Consider the following 21,641-nt stretch of genomic DNA (forward strand, 5'->3'; position numbering starts at 1 on the left):
CATCATCTAAGTAGTAATATATTTACTTTTTATTACTTTGAATGTTCGGCTAATAATAGATAATGGATTTTAGGAGGGATAATGATGTTTAAAAATATTGGTATCATAAACACTCAAAAGACAAATACGTCAGAACAGTTTTTAAAATACAGTGATATGAATATTGATGAATTGTTGAAAACTTTAGACACGTCGATTAGTGGTTTAAACGAGGATGATGTAAAAGTCAAAAAAGAAATATTTGGATCAAATGAAATAGCAACAGGAAAAAAAGAAACTGTATTACACAAACTTTTTACTGCTTTTGTCAATCCATTTAATGTCGTTTTGATGGTTTTAGCTGTTGTTTCTCTTTTTACTGATGTTTTACTTGTTTCTCCAACTGATAGAGATCCAAGCAGTGTAATAATAATAAGCATAATGGTATTAATAAGTGGTATATTACGTTTTGTACAAGAATGGCGTTCAGAGAAAGCATCAGAGGAATTGAAGGCCCTTGTTAAATTAACTACACTTGTAGAGAGAAAAGATACTGGCAGAAAAGAAATTCCTATATCAGATCTTGTACCCGGTGATATTGTTCATTTAGCGGCTGGAGATATAGTTCCTGCTGATGTAAGAGTTATAAAAACAAAAGACTTATTCATAGATCAGGCTGTTTTGACAGGAGAATCAGAACCAGTTGAAAAATTTGACAATTTATTGCAAAGTAAGAGTTTAAAAGACATTAAAAATCCTTTGGATCGTAATAATCTTGCTTTTATGGGCAGTAATATTGTTAGTGGAACAGCAACATGTGTAGTTATAGCAACAGGCGATTCTACTTATTTTGGAGCTCTCTCAAAAACTTTGACTTCAAAAAGGGAAGCAACGAGTTTTGAAAAAGGTGTAAATTCAGTAAGCTGGATTTTGATAAGATTTATGGCAATAATGGTTCCAGTCGTATTCTTTATAAATGGATTTACAAAGGGTAATTGGCTTGAAGCTTTTCTGTTTGGATTGTCAGTTGCAGTTGGTCTAACTCCAGAGATGTTGCCTATGATAGTAACCACGAATCTTGCAAAAGGTGCAGTTGCTATGAGTAAGAAAAAAACGATAGTTAAACGCTTGAGTTCGATGCAGAATTTTGGAGCAATGGATGTACTCTGTACCGATAAAACAGGAACACTAACAAAGAACAAGATTGTGCTTGAAAAATACATGGATGTACATGGTAATGAAGATTCACGTGTATTACGGCATGCTTATATAAATAGTTATTTTCAAACTGGTTTAAAAAATGTTATGGATCGTGCTATTTTAAATCATGTAGGAGAGGAATTTTCATGGATACAAAGTAACTATGAAAAAGTTGATGAAATACCGTTTGACTTTACGAGGCGTAGAATGAGCGTTGTTGTGAAAGACAGAAACGGAAAAACACAGCTAATCACAAAGGGTGCTGTAGAAGAGATGCTTTCTATCAGTAAATTTGCTGAATATCATGGAGAAGTTATACCTCTCACAGAAGAACTGCGAAAAGAGATTTTGGATACAGTTAATAAGTTTAATAGTGAAGGATTGAGGGTTATCGCTGTTGCACAGAAGACGAACCCGCCTGTGGAAGGAGTTTTTTCTTCAGATGATGAATCAGATATGGTGTTAATTGGATATTTGGCTTTTTTTGATCCTCCAAAAGATAATGTTGAAGAGGTTGTAAGAACATTAAAAGATTATGGGATAAATCTTAAAATTTTGACTGGTGATAATGATGGAGTAACAGTAGCTATAGCTAAGAAGGTAGGTCTAGACATTCAGAATATTTTATTAGGATCACAGTTAGATAAAATGGATGATAACACATTAAAAGAACTCGTTGAAAAGACCACAATTTTTGCAAAACTTACACCGGAGCATAAAGCACGGATTGTAAAAATACTTAGAGAAAATGGACATGTGGTAGGATTTATGGGAGATGGAATAAATGATGCTCCAGCAATGCATGTAGCAGATGTTGCTATATCGGTTGATAATGCTGTCGATATTGCTAAAGATACTGCTGATATAATACTATTGGAAAAAGATTTACTTGTTTTGGAAAATGGAGTAGTAGAAGGAAGAAAAATTTTTGGCAATATAATGAAGTATATATCAATTACTGCGAGTTCTAACTTTGGGAATATGTTTTCGGTATTAGTTGCTAGTTCGTTTTTACCATTTTTACCAATGCAGCCTTTGCAAATACTTTTTTTAAATCTGACATATGATTTGTCAATGACATTAATTCCATGGGATAATATGGACAAGGAATATCTAGAAAAGCCTAGAAATTGGGATGCATCTAATATTAGTAAATTTATGATATGGTTGGGACCTACGAGTTCAATTTTTGATATAACTACTTATGCATTGATGCTATTTTTAATAGGACCTATGACATTTGGAAGTTCATATTTTATGTTATCTGGAACTTTAAGGGATAATTTTGTTTCTTTATTTCAAACAGGTTGGTTTGTAGAAAGCCTTTGGACACAAACTATGGTTGTTTACATGTTGAGAACAGAAAAAATTCCTTTTATACAAAGTTTACCAGCTATACCATTGCTTTTGTCGACGTTAACTGCAATTGTAATAGGTACTATTATTCCATATACAGCTTTCGGGAAACAACTTGGGATGTTACCATTGCCGGTTTTGTACTTCTTATTTTTAGCTATTACAATCTTTTCCTATTTAGCTTTGTCGCAGTTTGTAAAAACTAAATTTATTAATAAATATGGAACATTACTTTAACTTTTATGATTACAAAGTAAAATTAATCATAGAAATTACCTCTGTTTAAGTAAATAGGGGTAATTTTTTTCTTAGTGGATAATCTTAGCAAGTGGTAAAAAATAGAAAATAGAGGGTACCAAAAAAATACCTTCCATACTTTAATGTGATAATATCAGAAGAAAAATTAGCAGGTATAAAAGAAGAAATAAAACTATCAGTAGCGGATGTAAACAAAAAAGCAGAAAAAATCAAAGATATATCATATACAAAGAGATGGTATGTCCTTTGAAAGTTGTGCAATGATAAACATTCGAAAAGCAATAAGAGAAATACTTAAATACAAATGTTTAAGTGAACTAAAAGTCATATAAAAGGTGCAATACAAAGAGAAGAAAGGAACAAAAACAATTGTGTGAAAATTCACAATACGTTAAATATTATACGGATAAAATTGATTTGAGTGTCATAAGAAGCATTTTTTTAAGCTACTAATGATAACTTTGCCTGATTTTTACCTGATTTTGTAAGAATAAATCTGACTTTGATATTTTTGTAAAAAACCGCAGCCATCTCTGCTGCCATTTTTAGTGCTTTTTTTGCATTTATGGCTCCTATTTTGAATGAAAACCAGATTTTTGAGCGCACTAATCCCCTTACAGGTATCACATCTACATGAGATTTACGTCTTAGTATTGATGGTATACCCTCTACTCCATTTCTTATCTTTTGAAGTACACTATATTTTTCTGTTGACATCTTTTTTAAGTAGCTTGCTCTTTGTATTGTTTTTGCTGTTATCAATACATACGCTGATTTCTTTTGTAGCTTAGCTCCACATTTTTCTCTTAGTGGACAATGTTCACATGTTTTTTTATTGAAGGATGCTCTATATAATCCACTTTTTTCATAGTATCTTGTTTTATATGGTTTTTCTCCTCTTGGACATTTGACTACTTCATGCGTTACTTCATTTAATTCAAATTCACTTTGTATTTCATCTGGTAATTTTCCTATAAGGGCTGTTGTTATTAGTTCGATATTATTTTTATCTGCTAATTCTATGTTTTCAATGCTGCTGTAAGCTCCATCTGCTATTATTGTTATTTCTTTTTCTTGTTTCCCAAGCTTTTCTATCGTTCCTTTGCAAAAGCTGCTATCGCTGTGTGTGTTTACATCATAGTCATAGCCGGTTATTATGGAGGCTTTTTCGTCTATTGTTTCTAATATGTTAGCTACATAGCCTTTATGGTCTTTTCCTGCTTTTTTGCGATATGTTGCATCTGGATCGCTTGGGTTTTGGAGACTATCAGGGCTTATTTTTTCTTTTTCTACTGGTACTATCTTGCCTTCTGCTGTTATTTCTGTTTGTTCTTTTAGCACACGCTGTAATAGCTGATATTCTGGTAATTCAGCGTATGCTTCTCCTAATTCTTTTGTTAGTGTATAGGCATCTTCAATTATTTCTTGAAGTCTTTTTGTTATTTCTTCGTTTTTTCTATGATAGATTGTTTTGTTTCTATCGTCTTCGTCTAGGTAATGTTCCATGTTTTTGAGATGCTCATATTCTCCTGTTTTGTATACTGCCTTGACCATATTTGCTACGCATGTGTATAGTATTTCTAATCTGGACATTTTTTTGCAACTGGATGATACCATAATGCTGTCCATTCTTTTTACTGATGGATTTATATCAAAGTATTTTACAAATACGTTTGCCATGGCTTCCATTTCTTCATGAAGAAGATCTCTTCCTGTTTCCAGATTGTAAAGATATAGCCTTTCACGGAAACGACTAAAAGTCCTATCACTGAAAGGTTGACTTTTGAAACTTGTAGTGTGAAGGGCGTATTGAAAACGGACATCACATAGTATGCTTGCTAATAGTTCATCATCTGTAAGATTAAACATTTCTTTTAGTATTAGGGCTCCAATTATTGCGTTTACAGGACTGTTTGGACGGGAAGCAGGATTGTCACTGTACAATACGGAAAAGCGTTTTTCATTGATTGCTGGAAATATGATATCAGCAAAGCCTTTTGCCCATGAGTTTAAAACAAACTTTCTTGTCCTTTCATCCAAGTTTAAGAATCTGTCATCCATTGTGATTTGTTGATATTCGTTTGGTTTGAATGCCATGGCTATGTATCGCTCCTTCTATTTCTTTTTGTTTATATTTCTATTTTACCATATTTTTAGTTTGCCATGGATGAAAAAATACTTTTGACACCTTAATCAATATTATAGGACAATATATTTTAGATATTTATCCAGATTTAACTGAGAAAAATAGTACATTTTTAAAATCAGTCAAATATGGCAAAAGTTTTATTGAACAGCGGCAAGTTTTTCATACAATTTCTAAAAAACATATAGAATATATATTTACTTGTATGCCATTATTCAATAAAAAAGGTGAAATTATTGGAGCAATTGAAATTGGACAAGATACTGATTCTATAAAAAATTTATATCAAAAAATAATAACATTTAATGAACAACTTTATTTAAAGAATGATACTCAAGAAATAAATCAAAATCCAATAATAATTACAAGAAATGAGAAAATGAAAGAAGTGTTACATACAGCGAGTATTTATGCGGTTGAAGATTTTCCTGTTTTAGTTTATGGTGAAACAGGAGTGGGAAAGGAGCTTTTAATTCGTTATATTCATTCTATGAGTAAGTACGCAAACAAACCATTTATTCCTATAAATTGTGCAGCAATTCCAGAAACATTATTGGAAAGTACGCTTTTTGGTACAATTAAAGGTGCTTTTACAAACGCAGAGAATAGGAAAGGTCTTATAAGTGGCAAATGGTGGCAGTATTTTCTTAGATGAACTAAATTCTATGCCATTAAGTATACAAGCAAAATTATTAAGAGTGATAGAAGAAAATAAAATATTAAAGGTAGGAGATGTTAAACCAATTGATATTAATGTAAGAATTTTGGCTGCTATGAATGAAGATCCAAAAGAAGCTATTTCAAATGGCAGATTACGTAAAGATTTATACTATCGCTTTGTAGGTATTTTACGCATTCCTCCAGTTAGAGAACGCAAAGATGATATTCCACTTCTTGTTAATTATTTTATTAAAAAATATTCTGACAAATTAGGTAAAAATATTATAACTATAAAAAAAAACTTTTAAAAGAAATGATAAATTATAATTGGCCAGGTAACGTACGAATGATTGAAAATATAATTTATAGAAGTTTGGTAATGGAAGATAAAGATTCTACAATATTAAATAATCTTGATCGTGAAAATATTTATAATTTACAAAGTGCTGAAAATGAGATTTTTAAAAATTTGCATAAAGTTACTAATATTTTAGATACATTAAAATTAAAGGATTTGGTTGATGATTTTGAAAAGAATTTAATAATACAAAAACTAAAACTAAATAACGGAAATATAACTAACACTGCTAAGAACCTTGGAATCCCGCGTACAACGCTTATTGGTAAAATAAATAAGTATAATATAAAGGATAAAATAAACCGGAATTATTCATGAATTTAATGTCTGTATAATGGGGTTAAATTTCTCAGCTTAACCTGAAACTTTTAGGTCAAAGAAATAAAATGAATGATCACTTCTATATAGCACCGATAATGTTGCTGATATTGCTTCTTCCAGCAGCTTATATATATGACAAACATGCTGAATCAATGGCGCAGAAATATACAAAAAACATGGAACTGTCAATACTGAAAATCACAGAACCAAGCACATGGAGCAAGGTCTATCATTGCCATATCAAGTCTGACAAAATAGATACTGATTGCAAAATAGTATGCTATAAGGATTCACAAATAATAAGGTCAGTTATATTTCCGAAAGAATGGAGAGAAAAAAATAAAGAAATATATAAATATCATGCTTATATTGCAAACATAATTAAGAAACAAATTGAAAGAGTTTATTTTTAAAACTTTTGCAAAAGGTTATATATCAAAAAATGTCAAAATTTACGAAAAATTTTCCAAAGACATAACTAAAGTTGATAAAAAAATAACCGAAATAAATAACATAAAATTACTAAAAAGGCTAATTTATATATTTCTAGAATTAAACTAAATAAATTTTGTTAAAAAGGATGATGACAAAAACAATTTACTTTTTATTAAGTTATATATAAAATAGAAGGAGTAAGTTAATAAGTGAATGCTATGGCTTCAGGGGGAGGAACTTTAAGGTCAACATGAGTTTTAGATAATCCAAACACGTACATATCTAAAGGAAATACAAAGGAGAAGTAGTAAAACAGACACAGCAAATTCTTAATAAGTTAGGCTATAATACTGGTGGCGTTGATGGAGTATTTGGCAAAAACACAGACGATGCAATACGTAATTTTCAGAAGGCACATGGCTTAACAGCAGATGGAATAGTTGGACCGCAGACATTAGCAGCATTAAGGCAGGTCGTAAACAACACTTCATTATCATCTTCAAGTGTAAGTGTAAATAGAACAAATAACAGCGTTTCATACATTACGTATAATAGCAATGGAACAAAAAATATCATAAACAATTCAAAAATTGACACACTTGCAGGAGACATAAGCAGAAATACAAGTACAGCAGTGTATAAAACCTATGATAAAAACGGCAAAACACAAACAACGAGCTTTTTCAGTATAGTAAAAAACTTTGGAGAAGGGCTAGGAGAAGCCGTAGAAGATACAGCAAAAGGGATAGTAAGTATTGCAACACATCCAAAAGAAGTAGTAAAAGGCATAGAGTATGTAGTATCACATCCTGCTGAAACAGTAGATACAATAAAAAACGAAGCAATAAAAACATATAATGAATTTAAAAACGGAGATGCAAATACAAAAGCAAAAATACTTGGTGACATAACAGGAGAAGTAGCTTTATCAGTAATAGGTACAAAAGGAATAGATAAAGCAGTAAAAGGAATAGAAGAAGCAGGAGTAATAGCAAGAACAGCAGAAGCAGCAGAAGCAGTGAGTGATGTAGCAAATGCAGAGAAAGCAGTAGGAGTTGCAGAAAAAGCTATAGAGAATGTTTCTATGACTACTGAGAAAGTAGAAACGACCACTGTAAAAGAAGCCGCTTCAAGTTCCTCAAAAGTTGCATCAAAATGGCTTGACGAAAATGGAAAATATATATGGCCTCCTAATGATGGATTCGAAGGTGCACCAGTAAAGAAAGTATTTAAACCAGGTGAAAGGTTTGATAGATATGGAAAAGAAACAGGAGAATTTACAGCGCCAGTAGGTACACCTTTTGAAATGAGATCTTTGCCATCAGAATATAAGAATTCAGTACCATATAATGTATATGAAGTAGTAAAACCATTTGAAGCATTGGAAGGTAAAACAGCTCCATGGTTTGACCAGCCAGGAGGAGGAACACAATGTAAATTACCAAAGACAATAAAAGAATTAATAAACGAAGGATATATAAGAAAGGTGGAGAAGTAATATGAATTTAAAAGAATTAAAAGAAAGATTAATAAAAGAAAATATACCTCAGATATGGTGGGGTATACCTGGACAATTTTCTCCCGCTTCTCTTTCATGGTTAGAACAAAATGAGGAAGGAAATTGGATAGTATATGACCAAGATGAGAGAGGGAACAAATATACAATAAAAACTTTTACATCAGAAGAAGAAGCTTGTGAATTTTTTTATAATTATGTGATTAAAGAATATGAAGAAGCAAAACCTTATATAGGTAAAGGTAAAGACTTATAAATTTCAGCACCATAGTTTTAAGCTATGGTGCTGTTTTAAAAATAAGAATTTATAATTAAGCGAAAACAGTAGAAGCAGTATATGATATGAAAAAAAATCGGAAAAAATAGTTGGTACTGTTGAAAAAACTGTAGAAGCAAGTGTAATAAAAATAACAGATAATAAGCTTCCAATGACCAACAAACCAAATTCAATTGTTGAAAGAATTGATGCTAATGGGAATATAATTCAAAGAAGATACTATGGTTCAAATGGTCAAGCAGTTAAGGATATTGATTACACTAATCATGGTAATCCAAACCAACATCCAGAAGTTCCTCATGAACATACGTGTATTGGAGCAATCCCAATAAACCTGTTAGAAAGTAAAGAGGTGATAAAATGAAGTACAGCTACTTAGAACTCAAAGAGGATTTAAGTATTGGTCATGAAGTGGAATTTTTATACAATAATGAAAAATATTCGATTAGTCATAATGAAAAGGGTTGGTATTTGACAAGGTTTAGTGATAATGTCTACCAATCCTTCAACGATAGCGAAGAACTTCTAGAAAAAGCACTTATAGGTAATAAGCGTATTAAAGAAATTTGGGATAATGTAGTGGTTGAGTCAATTTTTTAGTAAAATACTTAGATAAAACAAATAAAATATTCCAGAGATTTCGCATTTAAAAATTTATAGAGTGATAAACACGTTGATTTATATAATTTAACTAAGAGCAGCTAGAAATATGTGATTTTCCGTTTTTTACTGGAAATTGAAAGAAAAAAATTTGCAAAATAAAAGCATCCTTTCTATAATATGTTTTGTGACAACCTAAATAGAAAGGATGCTGATAAAATGAACAAAAGTTATTTAAAACAAATGCTTATTTACTTCTCTAAGATATACCATCTTGGAGAAAAAATCAATACCCTAAAAGATAAAAGAGCAAAATCTTCAGTAAAAATTTCAACAGTTACCTTTGTAGTATTATTTGGATTTATGCTTCAAATAAGGAGTTTTAATAGGTTGGAACATTGGCTTAAAAAAGGTAAATTTAAAAAAGTATTACCTAAAAAGACTAAAATTCCTCGTATTGACACTATTAGGCATGTTTTAAGTAATTTTGATTTAGATGGCTTAAATGAACTTAATAATAGTATAATCAAGACAAGTACAAAAAATAAGGTTTTTAGAAAAGGAACTATAGATGGACTAAAAGTTGTTGCAATAGATGGTGTAGAGTTATTTGAAAGCACTAATAAGTGCTGTGATAATTGTCTTACACGAGTCCAAAAGGACGGGATTACTCATTACTTTCATAGGTCAGTAATATGTGCAACTGTAGGTTCTGATCCACATCTTATCATAGGTCAGGAAATGCTTGAACCAAAAAGAGATGCTTCAGATAAAGACGAAGGAGAAATCACAGCAGGCAAGCGTCTAATTAGAAAATTGCATAAAGAATTTCATCATTTTGCAGACATTATAGTAGCTGATGCATTATATTGCAAATCTACTTGGATTAAAGAAGTATTATCAATAGGGATGGATGCAGTAGTAAGGGTTAAAGATGAAAGACTTAATATAGTTAAGGATGCACTTGGTTTATTCAAGTGTCGAGAAGCAGATAAAGAATGGACTGTTAAGAAAAAAAGTAACAATTATATTAAAATAAAGGCCTGGGACGAAGACAATTTTTAAATGCCTAATTCCGACATAGAAGTAAGGTTTATAAAATTTATAGAGGAGATACATAGCTCAAGCAAAGTAGAAACAAAAGAATCATGGATAATAACTACCTCTAAAGTTACTTCAGTAGAAACTTTATGGAAAATAATACATAAAAGATGGGAAATTGAAAACAATACTTTTCATCAACTAAAAACAGAATGGCACTTAAATCACTGTTTTCTGCACAGTCCTGAGGGTGTAGAAACTGTGTTAATGTTTATAATAATAGCATTTAATTTGATGCAATTATATTTCTTCAGGTGTATAAGAAATTTTAGGGAAAAGCATATGCTTCAAATAGATATTATTGAAGATATAAAAGATGAGATATTTATCATAGAAACTGGATGGAGTAATCCACTGTTTGTGAAGACATAATTTGAAACAAAACTGGAAATTCATTATTAAAATTCATGGGGTAAGGGGAAAGTATAACTTTTTTAGCATCTAAATGGATTTACTATTACCATATATTCAACTAGATGTAAAATATAAAAATTCTTGTAAAGATAAATTTTTTGCTGGAATTTTGATGCGAAATCTCTGATATAATATAATGTATGGAATTTGAAAAATAGAGAGAAACCACTATTCTAAGCATTTTGGGTGATGAAGGGATATGGTTCGCAGTCTACTAAGTATAGATTGGGATTACTTTATTCCTTTAAAAAAGAGTGGTTGAATTCCTACACTGAGACACCAAGAAATATAGAGTGGATATGGTATAAAAGGTATTTAGAAAGCTCTTTAAGAGGTGTTGACTTAGAAAAATCGGTAGGCATATCCTTGCGGTTGAATAATTTTTGGGATAAGATAAGAGAACATTTCAGTTTTGAAAAAGACATTGAAGTATACGTGTCTGAGTCTCACATGTTGTCATATCATATAGCTATAAAAAATGAATGTGAAGAAGTGTACTCTTTAGATACGCATGCTGATTTAGGATATGGGGGAATTAGTTCAGTAAGTTTTAAGTTAAATTGTGCTAATTGGATGGGTAAACTGTTAAATGAAGGTCGGATAAAAAGGGCTCATATAGTATACAGCCATCATACAACTGAAAAGCCAGAGGATTTTAAAGATTTTAATAAACTTTTTAAGGTTAGATATTACAATGATATTGATGCATTGCCTAATGGTATATATACAGCAGCTATACATATATGCAGATCGGGTGCATGGACACCACCTTGGCTTGACGATGAGTTTTTTAAGTTTGTAAATAACCTAAACCTGCCATATAAAGTGGTTAAACTTTACAGAAGGAAATGGGACATTAGAAAAACGCAGCTTTCAGACCTACTTTATTATCTCAATTTTTCATAAAAAATTTATAGATAATATGTATGGATAGTCTTAAAACTAAAAGGCGTTAACCTAAAAGTAGGTCAACGCCTTTATCTATGTATATCTCCATCACAATTCATATATTTTTGGTGCGGATGAAGGGATTTGAACCCCCACGTCAAAGACACTAGATCCTAAGTCTAGCGCGTCTGCCAATTCCGCCACATCCGCACATAAATTTTTATGTCAAAAAACTTAACAATGGTATTATAATTAATATTCGTTAAAATGTCAATAGTGGATATGGTTTAAAAATCTCATTTCTATATACAAGTTTTTCTATACATATTAATAATATATATTTCTGTAACAAATAAGTTATATCTTCATAATATATAAAGAGTAATTTCGGAAACTAATTTCCAGCGTCATACTATGGCATAAATTAGAAATTAGATACAGAAAATAACAAAGCCTTTGCGATAAAATACTGAAAAGAGGAAAGAAAATGTAAAATAATGAAAATCAATTTTAAAAAAGAGTATAAGAAATAAAGCCTAATAAAATAGGTTTAAAAATTAACAGTATATGGAATCTCAATATTTATGCTACTCTACCTAATAATCCATCAAGCATAGAAATAAAATCAAACTTAGATTTTTTCAATCTAGCATCAAGATGGATATTAATAGAGTGTATCATAATCCAGAAAGACCAACGCTTTTTGCCTCTGGTTTTAGATAGCTCCAACTCATAGTCATTAAGAAGCCTTTTGTTAACACGCTCAGAAGAAGTTCGCTTTTTCATCTCGCATTTCCATTCATCAGAACCACGTGGAATGACGGTAAACAAGCGAGGATCAGATGAAGGCTTCGTATAAACGGTTCTACCATAATCAGAAGAGGAGCACTTATCTTTACAATTACATGAATCAACTTTACCAGTCGCAAAAGGACAGCGCCATTTAATTCTGTTACGGTCTTTCATAAAACCATTGTAAACCATAGGTAATCCTGCCATACAGACAGGAATACCATTTTCATTGATTTTAATAGTACCTTGGTACTTGCTGTTGTTTTTATTCTTCTTATTAAGCGGAATTACAGGTTTAATATTCCACTTATTAAGAAGATGATAAGTAGGGTAATTATCATGAGCACAATCACCAATAAATTTATCAAAAACGAAATCAGGATACAAAGCCCTTGCTTCAGACAAAGCAATAATAGCAGTAACACCATCATAACGAGGAGCCTCAACCAAGCGAAGATAAATCGGAATATCAAATTTAAGCTCTTCGTTATATGTCACTAAAAAATAACCAGAATAACCATAAAACCATGTCTCATGATAACTATCCCAACCATAGCGAGCATCGGGGTCAGAGAACTTGCGATGGCAGTCACAATTGAATATACCCTTATTAGCACAATCACAAGTTCTAATACCGAAAGGACTTCCGCCGGTTTTAATGCAAGTACCGTCACCAGAAATAGTAAGTTTTTCAATATCACCGAGGATGCCATCATTGGCGGAAGGCCTAACAGCAACATCGGCAAAAATTTGTTGAAGAAGCTTCTCAGGTCTTGACTCAAAAATTTTACCCTGTAAAGCCAAATCAACAAATTTCTGTATAATACCAGGGTGGCGTGGTGGAAGCTTCTGATTTTTAGCAAGTTTTTTACGTGGTTTGCGTTTAAAAGGATGGAGAGAATCCTGTCGGTCTTTTTCAATATCAGGATCCTCAAGCCATAACCTGTTAATCAAGTCATAATGAGTACCAACACCAGGAATATTATCAGGAGACACGCCAATCATGTAACACAAAAGGTCATCATGATGAAGCATGTAAACCCATTTAGTAATACTGTGACATTTAAGAAGAGACATAAGTACAAAAGACCGAAAAACTTCAGGCTGGTTTTTGGCTGGAGAACCAGTATTAGAGTAATAAGGTTCCAGTACAAGTTTAAGAACATCAAGATCTAAATTATAGAGTTTAGATAAAGCTTCAGAAAATTGAAGGACACGATTTTTATCTGAAGCATAAATGGGTTGAATATTTTCGACAAGGAAAGACTGATAATCAGAATGCGAACGCCATGCGCCCAACATAAAATCACCTCAATAACAAGTAGTATGGTAAAAACACCATCCATTTCGATTATTGGGGCGATTTAAAAAAGTCAAGATAGAATGTAACCATATATGTTAAAAAAAGGAAAATATAAAGAAAAAATCTTACAATGTAAATAAAGATGTAAATGAATTGGAAATCGAAAAAGGATTTCAGAATGAAATTTTGGGGGATAAATTTAAAAGATGTCTCCTGAAATTCAGATATATCAGGCAACAGAAGTTGCCGAGAATATTCATAAAAAGAGGGGGGATATAGATGCCTAACAATATAGTTTTTAATCCAGTGGCAGAGCAACTAAAAACTTTGGTTCATGGAATGCAAGGAACAATACCAACACCTCTATTGTTAGATTCGACGACAGGGAAGCTTTTATCAACTGTTGATGGTTCTGTGACTGTAGCAGGTACAGTAACGGCACAAGGAACTCTAACGGTTACTGCATCAAATTTTGATATAAGACCTTTAAGTGGTACAACTGATTCTGTGACCATTAGCAGTGGTACAGTTACAGTCGCTGGAACAGTGACTGTAACTGCATCATCATTGGATATAAGGCCTCTTACTGCTTCAACCGATTCATTTACACTTGGAAGCAGGACATTCTTAGAAGACTCTACAAATATTGCAGGTGTAACTGGAACAGGTGTTGTTCTGATGGAGAATACATGCAACAAATCTATGTACTCTTATTATATTACGAATACAGGTACTAATACTATCTCTATCAAACTTCAGATAAGTCCTACTACTACTGACACTTATTTCGTCGATGACATCAATAGTATTAGTCTGGCAGGTGGATCTATTACGGTCTTGACTGCTGTAAAATTTATGCAGTATACAAGGTTGTATTACGATACAGGCGGTGCCGCAGCTACTGCAGAATTTTATTACAACGCTCAGGTTTAACGATGGGGCTTTAAGCCCCATATATTTTCGAAAGGGGGATTCAAATGTTAAGCCTGTGCATGATCGTAAAAAATGAAGAAGACAATCTTGAAAGATGCCTTAAAAGTGTTTACGACGTAGTCGATGAAATTATAATCGTGGATACAGGTAGTACTGATAAAACGGTGGACATAGCGAAAAAATTTGGTGCAACAGTATTTTACTATAAATGGAATAATGACTTTAGTGCAGCCAGAAATTTTTCATTAGATAAGGCAAAAGGTGATCGGATTTTGTTGATGGATGCTGATGATGCACTTGATGAAGACGGTAAAAAAATGATAAATGTGCTTTTGGAAGATGATAAAATTGATGCATATTTATTCGAAACAATAAGCTATGTGGGAGAGGAACCAGGTTCAGATGCTCTTTCAAACTTAAATGTAAGGCTCATAAAGAATAAAGCTGAGTATAGATTTATTGGAGCTATTCATGAACAGATATTGATTTCAATATTAAATCATGGTGGAAATGTAGCAGAAGTTCCGATAAAAGTTTATCACTACGGCTATTTGAGCAAAATCATCAAAGAAAAAGATAAAAGAAATAGGAACATGTCTATACTGAAAAAAGAGCTAAAAAGAGATCCAGACAATCCTTTTCACAATTTCAATATTGGAGCAGAGTACATGGCGTTGGGTGATTATGAGCGTGCGTATAACTACTTCAAAAAGTCATTTTATTGTTCAAAAGATGTTAAGACCGGTTATACGACAAAACTAATTATCAGGATGATTATTTGTTTAAATCAACTAAATAAGGTTGACGAAGCATTTAGCTTATGCAATGAGTCTATTGAAAAATATCCGAATGTAACTGATATAATGTTTTTAAAAGGTATGTTATATCACAGGATTAATCATTATCAAGAAGCCATAAATTGCTTTAAAAGATGCATAGATATGGGAGAACCGCCACTTATTTATAGGTTTATAACAGGCGTAGGCGGATTTAAAGCTTACCTTGCCATGGGGGAAGTTTTTATGGATATAAAAGATTTTGACAATGCTATTGAATGTTTTTTGAATTCATTCAGACTTAATCCGTCCAATAAAGCAATACTGTACAAATTATCAAACGCTTATTTCAGCAGATATGATGAGAAGACTGCTATAGAAAAAATTGTTTCGCATTTTGACGTGTCACCTGAAGCATATACGATTATAAGCGATATATTCTTTTTAAATGGCAAGTATCATGAATCGCTAAAATTTATAGACATGGCACTAAATTCACTAAAGAATAATATAACGTATTATATAAAGGGAAGAACATTGATGTATTTACACAAATATGGTGAAGCTGTAGAATGTTTTGAAATGATAGATGGTGGTGAATACATCCTTGATAGTCATATTAATAATATTATTTGCCGTTTATTAATTGGTAAAGATATAAAAAATCCAATGTTGTCGTTAAAAAAACACTTTATAGAGGCTTATAAAGTATTTTTCAAATTTGACCTATTGCTTAAAAAAGATGTGGTATTGCCAATAGGCGTTGAAGACACTGGCACATATACAAATGTTATTTTTATTATACTCGATAAATTATTTGAGATTCAGGAATTTGAGTTGTTTGAAAAATCTTTAAATATGCTTAATATGGTAAATGAGAAAGATGTTCTGCTGAGATTAGGAAAGCTTTATTATCGACATGGAGCATACAAACTTGCTGAAGAAGAATTGACACGTTCTATGAAGCTATTTGATATAATCGATGAAGAAGGTATGATTATATTAAGCAATTTATGTGGGAAAAAGGAAGATAAAATTAGTTAATTGTTTTGATTTTTGATTGTAGGGGTGATGGAATGCCTTCTGTAATTATACAACCATCCACAAAAGATACGTCATTAGAATCGGGTTACCCCAACAGCAATAGAGGAAGTGATCCTACACTTTGGATCGGTAGGTATTACATTGGTTTTTCTGGAAAATCGGTGTACAGAGCTCTTATACAATTTGATTTGGGAATGTTGCCACAAGGTTCTATCGTGGTTGAAGCTATTTTAAAGCTTTATTTCAATTATGCAACAAATTCATCAATTCCTGCATATATTACACCGTTTTTAATTGTGGATGAATGGGATGAAAATACAGCAACATGGAATAATGGGCCGAATATTGACGAAACAGTATTTGGCTCTACAAAAGCCGTGACAAAAGAAGGATGGTATGGATTTAATATAACGAATATAGTTAATGGATGGATAAGTGGGCTTTACGTAAACAATGGGATAATGCTTAAAACGCCAGAAGTACAAAACTTTGAAACGAAAAGTTTTTATTCGAAAGATGAAACTATAAACATTTCTCTAAGGCCAATGTTGCAACTGACTTATATAACTGGATACCCCTTTACGTTAAATGAAAGAAGATTTGTGAAGGCAAAATCTACTTACACAGTATATGACGAGGAAAATTTTACAGATGTAAATGATTGTTCAGCATATGACAAATATACGTACTTCGTGTATAATACAAGTGAAAATTCAGTTATAATAAAACTCCTCATAAGTCCTGGTGATGATTTATGGATAGAGGATGGCAATGAAATAATTTTAGATGCAGGCAAAACAGTTGCATTGGTACCTTATTTATTTTCTCAATATTCAAGGCTATCATATAAAAACAAAGATGTAGGAAAAGGAGCAAACATTACCGTGTGGTTTGAGGCACAAGTTTAAAAAATTGCGGCACAAATTAAAAAAATGTATAAAAATGTATTATAATATTAATAGCATAATATCGAATGAAGAGGGATAGTGTTAAATGAATAAGACAAAGGAAAAGATATTTAATGCAGCAATAGATATAATTTCTCAGAAAGGTTTTTACAAATCCACAATGGATGAAATTGCAGATAAGGCAGGGGTTGCCAAGGGAACCCTTTATTATCATTTTAATAGCAAAGATGATATATTGATCTTTTTGATAGACGAAGGATTGTCACTTTTAAAGAGTCAAATACTGGAGAAAATAAACCACATGAAAAATTCTGCAGAAAAACTGAGAGAAATAATTGTAGTTCAGTCGAATTTTTTATTTAAGTATAAAGATTTTGTCCTTATATTGCTAAGTCAATTGTGGGGAAAAGAAGAGATTCAGAATAGCTTTAGAGAAAAAATTTACGATTATTTAAAGATTATTGAAGACATCATCGATGAAGGAATTGAAGAAAAGTTAATAGAAAAATGTGACAAAAAGTTGTTGTCTTCTGCTTTTTTTGGCATGATAAGCTCTCTTATTATCTTTCAATTTAGAAATAATGATGTTATAGACCCAGAACATATAGCAGATAGTGTTATTGAATATACATTTAATGGAATCCATTATAGAGATAAATCTTTATAATGGTTTTTTTATTGACTTTTAAAATGAAAGATACTATAATAAGTTAGAACTGACTGGTCAGTATAAAAAATATTGGAGGTGTATTTATGATAGGTGTGATTTCTAATGAGCTTAAAAAATTGGCCCAAAACAGATTTATTAGATTAGCTGTCATAGTAATTATTTTTATGCCGCTATTGTATAGTTTTCTTTATTTGTATGCATTTTGGGATCCATATGGCAAGTTAGACAAACTTCCAGTTGCAGTTGTGAATCAGGATAAAAGTGTGCTATACGATGGAAAATATAAAAGTTTTGGGGATGACATTGTAAAGGAATTAAAAAACAATCATGATTTCAAATGGAATTTTGTAAGCTACGATGATGGTTTAGATGGTTTAAAAGGCAATAAATATTATTTTATGATAGTAATACCGAAAGACTTTTCCAAAAATATTTTAAGTGTCAATGGCAATGCCGTAGAAAAAGCTCATATTCAGTATATGACAAATGACAAAAAGAATTTTTTGGCGACACAGCTTGGAAATAAAGCCATAGAAAATTTGACGCAAAGAATAGCTGATACGATAAGAAAAAGCTATATAGATACTGTTTTTTCAAATGTCAAAAACATGGGAAATGGTTTAAAACAAGCCTCTTTAGCAGAAAAACAATTATCAGACGGTGCAAAAATGCTAAATGATGGCGTTTCAAAATTGAATGATGGCATTAACAAAGCTTTGGCTGGAACAAATCAATTTAAAGATGGGTTGTACAATTTAAGCATTGGGGCAAATAACGCATCTTATGGCGCGTCAAATTTATCAAATGGCGCTCAGATTTTATCTCAGAAGTTAGATGAAGTAGACAAAAATAGCAATTTGATTTTAAATGGAATGAATAATATAAAGAGTGGTTTAAATGGAGTGAGTCAAGGTCTTAATGCGATAAGCAATAGCATAAACCAATTGAAAAGCGGTTCGACTGCTGTAACAAATGGTTACGATCAAATTGGTCAGAGTCTATCGTCATTTTTGACAGAATTTGATTCGGTAAGTAACGGATTGAACAGTATTCAGACAAATTTGGACAGCGCCGTTGTTGCATTAAACAATTATGTTGATAAACATCCCGAGGCCATGTCAGATGCGGATTTTAAGACGGCGATTACCGTTGTGTCAGAATCAAATTCAGGATTAAAACAAATAATCAATGGACTTGAAACTAACAAGGCCAAGATGGATGCATTGAACGATTCTCTTAAAAAATTAGACAGCGCTACTAATAATTTAACAATTGGATATGACAAATTGAATGATGGGGTATCTCAATTGCAGTCAGTCGTAACAGAAATTATAAATGGTGAAAATAATTTAAGCAATGGCATTTCTCAGTATGCAAATGGAATATCGTTGTTAAATCAAAAGATGAGCGAAATTACATCCGGGCTTTTAAAACTTAATGATGGACTTAATGCATTAAAACAAGGTGCTTCTAGTTTATACAATGGCTCTAAAGACTTAAATAGCGGGTTGGTGACGGTATCTAATGGCAGCAAGCAGATACAAGTAAACATGGAGAAACTATACAAAAATCAAGATCTTCTTTATAAAAAACTTAGTGATGCATCTGACAAAATAGAAGTGATGGGTACAAGTGATGAGAAAAAGAGCATGATAAATGAACCTATTATTCTTGATACTAAGAGATTAAATCCAGTAGCGAATTATGGCATTGGGTTTACACCGTATTTCATACCTTTATCACTTTGGGTTGGCGCATTGATTTTATTCTTTATAATAGATATTTACGATAAAAACGGCTATAAAGATATTAGCAACGCTTCAATTGTCGTAGGTAAACTGCTGAGCTTAAGCATCTTAGGCATTTTTCAATCGATAGTTTCTGGTTTTGTATTGATAGAAGCACTTAAATTGCCTGTGAACAATTTGATCTACTATTACGTTATAAATGCTGTAATGTCTGTGGTTTTTGTATTTATTATTGGCTTTTTTGTAATGCTTCTTGGCATGGCAGGAAAATTCTTCGCCGTTGTGCTTTTGATGCTACAGTTGACATCATCTGGTGGCGTATTTCCTATGGAATTAGAGCCGAAATTCTTTAATATTCTAAATCCATTTTTCCCAATGACATACGGTACTCAAGCATTGAGAGAAGCCATTTCAGGCTCTAATACAGGAGTGATTACTCATGATTTATTTATTTTAGCATGTTTTGGGATTTTATTTATGCTTTTGTCAATTTTGCTGTCGGGAAAAGTAGGAGATAAGAATAAAATTGATGAAAAGTTAAATGCGGCAAATTAAATTCACATAAGATTCACATAAATATTTAATAATTTTGAAACTGCCAATAGTAAACAAACCTACGATTCAGTATATAGTTGAGGAAGCTGTAAACTCAGGCATAGAGGATATACTCATAATAACAGGAAGAAACAAAAGAGCGATAGAGGATCACTTCGACAGATCGATAGAATTGGAATTGGAGCTATGGGTATAAATAAAAAATCTTGTGTAAATCTTATAAAGGTGTTAAAATAAATAAGTAATTGAATAAGACAGTTCGAAACCATCCTGTCTATAAACAAAACTACGGGCATTGCAAATTGAAAGTTTGCATATATGAGCACAGGTGGGCTGTGCTCTTTTTTCATTATGTTTATGGAAGGATGTGATAACTGGAAATTTTAGGAGGTATATCATGAACGTAGGATTTTTAAAAAAAAAGTACAGCCTTACTCAAAAATTGACTATCTCTGGATTGGTAATTGCATTGTACCTTGTTGTAATGTACTTTACACAAAATTTTGCTTTTGGCCAGTACCAAATAAGAATAGCAACATCGATTTATGCGTTGTCTGCAATTTTTCCATTTTTGGTATTGCCAATGGGATTAAGCAATATGCTTAGTAATATTTTAATGGGAGGCTTAGGGCTTCCTGATATGATTGGAGGCTTCTTTGTAGGCATATTGACGTCGTATGCAGTTTACCTTGTTAGAAAGTATCGTCTAAATGATTGGTTTATCTCAATTCCTATAATATTATTTCCAGGCCTTATAGTGCCAATTTGGCTTTCTGTTTTGCTTAAAATACCGTATCACATATTAGCCATAAGCATTACAGTAGGTCAGATTATACCCGGAATTGTAGGTGTACTGTTAGTCAAACAGTTGAAAAACAAATTATGATGGAGTGTGAGTATAATGCCGAGAGATGAGAAAGAGCTTAATGGGTTATCTCAATTAGGGAATAAAGAAACTAAGTATATTTTCGATTACGATCCATCTTTGCTTGAAACATTCCCTAATAAGCATCAAGAGAATGACTATTTTGTAAAGTTCAATTGCCCTGAATTCACAAGCCTTTGCCCTAAGACAGGACAGCCTGACTTTGCTACAATATACATTTCATATGTTCCAGACAAATTGATGGTTGAAAGTAAATCATTAAAGCTTTATCTTTTTAGCTTTAGAAATCACGGTGATTTTCATGAAGACTGCGTAAATATAATTATGAAGGATTTAATAAAACTGTTGGATCCAAAATACATTGAAGTTTGGGGTAAGTTTACGCCAAGAGGTGGAATATCTATAGATCCATACTGCAACTATGGAAGACCTGGTACGAAGTGGGAAGATGTAGCACAAAAAAGGCTTTTTTACCATGATATGTACCCTGAAAAAGTAGATAACAGGTGATTTTGTG

At 32.0% G+C, this 21,641-nt stretch carries 20 protein-coding genes, 1 tRNA gene and 3 pseudogenes; 20 read left to right on the forward strand and 4 right to left on the reverse strand.

Annotated features, from left to right (window positions below; all coding sequences use genetic code 11):
- The first annotated feature begins 84 nt into the window (after nt 1–84).
- On the forward strand, nt 85–2,772 hold the full coding sequence (mgtA, locus tag THEXY_RS03910; RefSeq protein ID WP_013787544.1) for a magnesium-translocating P-type ATPase: 2,688 nt from the start codon (nt 85–87) through the stop codon (nt 2,770–2,772).
- A 462-nt stretch (nt 2,773–3,234) separates the two neighbouring features.
- On the opposite strand, the gene THEXY_RS03915 is transcribed toward mgtA, so the two are convergent.
- The gene (locus tag THEXY_RS03915; protein ID WP_013787545.1) at nt 3,235–4,890 is read right to left on the reverse strand and encodes a transposase; all 1,656 of its coding nucleotides are present in this window, start codon (nt 4,888–4,890) and stop codon (nt 3,235–3,237) included.
- Between the two features lie 104 nt (nt 4,891–4,994).
- Here THEXY_RS03915 and THEXY_RS12885 point away from each other — a divergent pair, with 104 nt between their 5' ends.
- The 4 genes and pseudogenes from THEXY_RS12885 to THEXY_RS12945 all read left to right on the forward strand — a co-directional run.
- Entirely contained in the window at nt 4,995–5,594 is a 600-nt protein-coding gene (locus tag THEXY_RS12885; protein ID WP_349265818.1) for a sigma 54-interacting transcriptional regulator, read from the forward strand.
- Nucleotides 5,595–5,609: 15 nt separating this feature from the next.
- A pseudogene (locus tag THEXY_RS13085) lies at nt 5,610–6,272 on the forward strand (sigma 54-interacting transcriptional regulator); the annotation flags it as partial.
- Between the two features lie 71 nt (nt 6,273–6,343).
- Complete coding sequence (locus tag THEXY_RS03925) at nt 6,344–6,691, forward strand: hypothetical protein (RefSeq protein ID WP_013787546.1); 348 nt, start codon at nt 6,344–6,346, stop codon at nt 6,689–6,691.
- A gap of 347 nt (nt 6,692–7,038) precedes the next feature.
- A pseudogene (locus tag THEXY_RS12945) lies at nt 7,039–7,119 on the forward strand (peptidoglycan-binding domain-containing protein); the annotation flags it as partial.
- On the opposite strand, the gene THEXY_RS12510 reads toward THEXY_RS12945, so the two are convergent.
- Complete coding sequence (locus THEXY_RS12510) at nt 7,119–7,325, reverse strand: hypothetical protein (protein ID WP_154645616.1); 207 nt, start codon at nt 7,323–7,325, stop codon at nt 7,119–7,121. The pseudogene THEXY_RS12945 and the gene THEXY_RS12510 overlap by 1 nt on opposite strands.
- Nucleotides 7,326–7,347: 22 nt before the next feature.
- On the opposite strand from THEXY_RS12510, the gene THEXY_RS12515 reads away from it, so the two are divergent.
- From THEXY_RS12515 to THEXY_RS03960, 7 genes are all read left to right on the forward strand, one after another.
- Nucleotides 7,348–8,211: a TNT domain-containing protein gene (locus THEXY_RS12515; protein ID WP_013787547.1), complete on the forward strand. Its 864-nt coding sequence runs from the start codon at nt 7,348–7,350 to the stop codon at nt 8,209–8,211.
- 1 nt (nt 8,212) lies between these two features.
- Nucleotides 8,213–8,485 carry a hypothetical protein gene (locus THEXY_RS03935; RefSeq protein ID WP_013787548.1) on the forward strand — a complete coding sequence of 91 codons (273 nt, stop codon included), beginning with the start codon at nt 8,213–8,215 and terminating at the stop codon, nt 8,483–8,485.
- Nucleotides 8,486–8,657: 172 nt separating this feature from the next.
- Entirely contained in the window at nt 8,658–8,870 is a 213-nt protein-coding gene (locus THEXY_RS03940; RefSeq protein WP_013787549.1) for a hypothetical protein, read from the forward strand.
- A complete protein-coding gene (locus THEXY_RS03945) occupies nt 8,867–9,106 on the forward strand; it encodes a hypothetical protein (protein WP_013787550.1) in 240 nt (79 codons plus the stop codon). The genes THEXY_RS03940 and THEXY_RS03945 overlap by 4 nt, the downstream gene beginning before the upstream one ends.
- A gap of 219 nt (nt 9,107–9,325) precedes the next feature.
- Complete coding sequence (locus tag THEXY_RS03950) at nt 9,326–10,171, forward strand: hypothetical protein (RefSeq protein ID WP_013787551.1); 846 nt, start codon at nt 9,326–9,328, stop codon at nt 10,169–10,171.
- Entirely contained in the window at nt 10,172–10,579 is a 408-nt protein-coding gene (locus THEXY_RS03955; protein WP_013787552.1) for a transposase, read from the forward strand.
- 231 nt (nt 10,580–10,810) lie between these two features.
- Nucleotides 10,811–11,527: a hypothetical protein gene (locus THEXY_RS03960; protein ID WP_013787553.1), complete on the forward strand. Its 717-nt coding sequence runs from the start codon at nt 10,811–10,813 to the stop codon at nt 11,525–11,527.
- Nucleotides 11,528–11,635: 108 nt separating this feature from the next.
- Here THEXY_RS03960 and THEXY_RS03965 read toward each other — a convergent pair.
- Nucleotides 11,636–11,719, reverse strand: a tRNA-Leu gene (locus THEXY_RS03965).
- A gap of 372 nt (nt 11,720–12,091) precedes the next feature.
- The gene (locus THEXY_RS03970) at nt 12,092–13,603 is read right to left on the reverse strand and encodes a hypothetical protein (RefSeq protein WP_013787554.1); all 1,512 of its coding nucleotides are present in this window, start codon (nt 13,601–13,603) and stop codon (nt 12,092–12,094) included.
- A gap of 280 nt (nt 13,604–13,883) precedes the next feature.
- Between THEXY_RS03970 and THEXY_RS03975 the strand changes: the two genes are divergently transcribed.
- From THEXY_RS03975 to queF, 8 genes and pseudogenes are all read left to right on the forward strand, one after another.
- Nucleotides 13,884–14,537, forward strand: a complete 654-nt coding sequence (locus THEXY_RS03975) for a DUF6385 domain-containing protein (RefSeq protein WP_013787555.1) — start codon at nt 13,884–13,886, stop codon at nt 14,535–14,537.
- Between the two features lie 44 nt (nt 14,538–14,581).
- Complete coding sequence (locus tag THEXY_RS03980; protein WP_013787556.1) at nt 14,582–16,357, forward strand: TPR domain-containing glycosyltransferase; 1,776 nt, start codon at nt 14,582–14,584, stop codon at nt 16,355–16,357.
- Between the two features lie 32 nt (nt 16,358–16,389).
- Nucleotides 16,390–17,265, forward strand: coding sequence for a DNRLRE domain-containing protein (locus THEXY_RS03985; RefSeq protein WP_013787557.1), 876 nt, complete (start codon nt 16,390–16,392; stop codon nt 17,263–17,265).
- Nucleotides 17,266–17,350: 85 nt separating this feature from the next.
- Nucleotides 17,351–17,932: a TetR/AcrR family transcriptional regulator gene (locus tag THEXY_RS03990; protein WP_013787558.1), complete on the forward strand. Its 582-nt coding sequence runs from the start codon at nt 17,351–17,353 to the stop codon at nt 17,930–17,932.
- 86 nt (nt 17,933–18,018) lie between these two features.
- Nucleotides 18,019–20,238, forward strand: coding sequence for a YhgE/Pip domain-containing protein (locus THEXY_RS03995; RefSeq protein ID WP_013787559.1), 2,220 nt, complete (start codon nt 18,019–18,021; stop codon nt 20,236–20,238).
- A 40-nt stretch (nt 20,239–20,278) separates the two neighbouring features.
- A pseudogene (locus THEXY_RS12340) lies at nt 20,279–20,425 on the forward strand (sugar phosphate nucleotidyltransferase); the annotation flags it as partial.
- A 210-nt stretch (nt 20,426–20,635) separates the two neighbouring features.
- Nucleotides 20,636–21,124, forward strand: a complete 489-nt coding sequence (locus THEXY_RS04000; protein ID WP_013787560.1) for a QueT transporter family protein — start codon at nt 20,636–20,638, stop codon at nt 21,122–21,124.
- Nucleotides 21,125–21,139: 15 nt separating this feature from the next.
- Complete coding sequence (gene queF / locus THEXY_RS04005; protein ID WP_013787561.1) at nt 21,140–21,634, forward strand: preQ(1) synthase; 495 nt, start codon at nt 21,140–21,142, stop codon at nt 21,632–21,634.
- Nucleotides 21,635–21,641 lie beyond the last annotated feature (7 nt).

It is taken from the genome of Thermoanaerobacterium xylanolyticum LX-11 (genome assembly GCF_000189775.2).
Taxonomy (GTDB): Bacteria; Bacillota; Thermoanaerobacteria; order Thermoanaerobacterales; family Thermoanaerobacteraceae; genus Thermoanaerobacterium; species Thermoanaerobacterium thermosulfurigenes.